Source organism: Candidatus Hydrogenedentota bacterium (assembly GCA_018005585.1).
Classification (GTDB): domain Bacteria; phylum Hydrogenedentota; class Hydrogenedentia; order Hydrogenedentales; family JAGMZX01; genus JAGMZX01.
This window is the reverse complement of record JAGMZX010000148.1, coordinates 11,207-14,164: the sequence shown is the minus strand read 5'-3', so window position 1 is coordinate 14,164 and position 2,958 is coordinate 11,207. Positions and strand designations below refer to the sequence as shown.

The following is a 2,958-nucleotide window of genomic DNA, read 5'->3' as shown; positions in this document are numbered from 1 at the left end:
CAATCCGCGCGCGGATGAGTTCAACCCTGACCGGGGCAGAAGCCGTCCTCTGTGTCTTCGCCGGGGCAGGCATGGTAGCCCCCGGAGTTGTAGAACTGAATCAGCCGCAGGAGTTCCGTCAACTCGACCTGCCAGTTCTCCGGCATGTAGTCGCTTGCGTGCGGCGCGCAGGTCTGGACGCCCGGCCCCGGCGCGTAACCGTCTTCCGTACCGGTTTCGCAGTGGAACCCCACCGAGTTGTAGAACTGGATTACGCGCAACAACTCGGTCAATTCGATCTTGCTGCTGTGATCCTGGTCCGCCGTATGCCATTCATCGATGCCCGGATCGCCTTCGCCCTCGCCTTCGCCCTCGCCTTCACCTTCACCTTCACCCTCGCCTTCGCCCTCGCCTTCGCCCTCGCCTTCGCCCTCACCTTCACCCTCGCCTTCACCTTCACCTTCGCCTTCGCCTTCACCTTCACCTTCGCCTTCGCCTTCACCTTCACCTTCACCTTCGCCTTCGCCTTCGCCTTCACCTTCACCTTCACCTTCACCTGCGCCTTCACCTTCGCCTTCACCTTCACCTTCACCTTCGCCTTCTCCCTCACCTTCGCCCTCACCTTCACCTTCGCCTTCGCCTTCGCCTTCACCCTCACCTTCGCCTTCGCCTTCGCCTTCGCCCTCCCCTTCGGCGCTGCAAACGCCTAATGGGTCTTGCACTGTCACTATGGCTTGGCAGGTACTATGCCTGCGGTTTACGTCCTCAACGGTGAGCGTAACCGTGTTCTCCCCAAGCTCCGAGCAGGTGAACACATGAGGAGCAACGGTCAGGCTTTCGATGCCGCAGTTGTCGGAACTACTGTTATTGACGTCGTCCGCAGTGATAGCGGCCGAGCCGAGCGCATCAAGCGGCACGGAAATATTTGTGCAACTGGCCACCGGGTCGGTCTCGTCCGTCACAACGACAGTGGCGATGCAGGAATCGGAGTTTCCGGCGGCGTCTTCGACGTACAAGGTCACCGATTGCGGCCCCACATGACCGCAGGTGTACGTAACGGAGTTGCCCCCGTCGATCAGAGAGCGCACGATACCCACGTTGTCGCTGCTGCCGTTGTCGATGTCCGCGGGCGTGATGGTCACGAAGGCGGGCGCAACCGCGCTCAGCGGCGCCGTGATGTCCTTGCAGGCGGCCACCGGGTCCGTAATGTCGATGACGTTCACGGCCCACGACTCCGTGTCGCTTCCGTACCCGTTGCTCGCCTGGACCTCGATCGTGAATGCATCCCCCACGTCAGCATCGGCGGGAGTCCAGCCGCTTACACGGCCGGTTTGGTCCACGCTGAGCCCGGACGGCCCCTGGACGACCGACCACGTGACCGGTGGAGCGCCTTGCACCAGCGAGAGCTGCTTCACGTACTCCGTTCCGGCGCCTGCGCTGTCCGGGTCGGGCGCTGCCTCCGCAATCACAGGCGGCACGCCGGGGGGCGTCCACGCGAGATGGGGGTACTGGGTGTAGCCGCCGGTGCCTTCGCGATCGGAGAAGATTGGGCCGTCGCCGGTGCCGGTCACGGGCTCGAGTTTGAACGTAACGGTCTGGCCCAGGTGAGCGTTGTAGTAGGTGGTGACGTCCAGACTGTACCAGCGCGCCACGGCGTTCACGTGGAATGAGGGGACGACAATAGTCCATCCGCTGGTATCCGGAGAATTCAAGCCGGTAAGTGTGTTCTCATTGAAATTGTGGACGGACGCCCGGACGCGCACGTCGTAGTTGACGTTGTTCTGCGTCCAGTAATTGAAGATGTTCAGGGTTGCGGAACCGGCGGTAGTCGCGCCGAGGGTGAATTCGATCCAGCTGAAATTGCTGGTGACTTTGACGAGAAGGCCGGCGTAAGCGCCGCCGCCGAGATTGTATTCGTCGTAGTTGGTGGCGTTCCCACGTGTGGTCACGTCGTCGTTGGGACTTATCGACGGGGGGGTCGGATCGGAGGCCCAATTGATGTAGGGACGCTGGCTGTAACCACCGGTGCCTTCGCGGTCCACGAAAATGGGCCCGTCCCCCGTGCCGGTTACAGTCTCGAATTTGAAGGTGACGGTCTGGCCAAGGTGGGCGTTATAGAATGCCGTAATGTCGAGCGGATACCACCGGGCGCTAGTGTCCACATGGAAGGAATTGACAAGCACGGCCCATCCGCTGGTATCGGGGTCGTTGTCGCCGGTAAGGACCGTCTCGTTGAAGTTGTACGCCGCGGCGCGGACGCGCACGTCGTAATTCACGCCGTTCTGCGTCCAGTAATTGTAAATGTAGAGGGTCGCGTTGGCTGTGGTAGCGGTTCCGAGCGTGAATTCGAGCCACGAATAGCCGCTATCGGTTTTGACAAGGAGCCCCGCGTATGCGCCGGAGCCCATGTCGGTTTCGTCGTAGTTGTTGCCGTTGTTGCGCGTCGTGACGTCGTCGTTGGCGTAGATTTGCGCGCCGTCCGCCGGAAGGCACAGGAACAACAAGACGCCCCCGGCCATGATGGCCATGCGGCCCGATGCCTGCGTGTGCATCTTTGGGCCCTCCCCGTTTCCTGTTTCTTGTTTCTTGATCTATGGGTCACGTTGCGGCGAGCCCGGATACGGGCGCCGCCGCAGCGGTTGTCTACGGCGCCGGCGGCGGCGCGGTCGATGCGCGAATGCACAGCCGGTGGTCTAGCACCACGCGGGTGGGCGGCCGCTCGAGGTTGTGGAGCCGCTCGAGCAGGAGGCGCACGGCCCTGCGGCCGATGCGTTCGAGCGGCTGCGCCACTGTAGTCAAGGGCGGCCGAAAGTCCGCGGACCACGCCAGGTCGTCGAATCCGGTTACTGACACATCCTCGGGCACGCGCAGGCCGCGCCGGCGCAGGCGCCGGATGACGCCGCGGGCAATATCGTCGGTAACGCACATGATTGCGGTCAGCCGCCGGTCGCGGGACCGGGCGAACAGGGTATCCACCGC

Annotated in this window: 2 protein-coding genes; both read right to left on the bottom strand. The window is 62.9% G+C overall.

Annotation, left to right across the window (positions count from 1 at the left end; translation table 11 throughout):
* Positions 1–20: 20 nt before the first annotated feature.
* Entirely contained in the window at positions 21–2,531 is a 2,511-nt protein-coding gene (locus tag KA184_19495) for a DNRLRE domain-containing protein (GenBank protein ID MBP8131769.1), read from the bottom strand.
* A 91-nt stretch (positions 2,532–2,622) separates the two neighbouring features.
* Positions 2,623–2,958 (bottom strand): LacI family DNA-binding transcriptional regulator (locus tag KA184_19490; protein MBP8131768.1); only part of this gene is annotated, 336 nt, incomplete at its 5' end.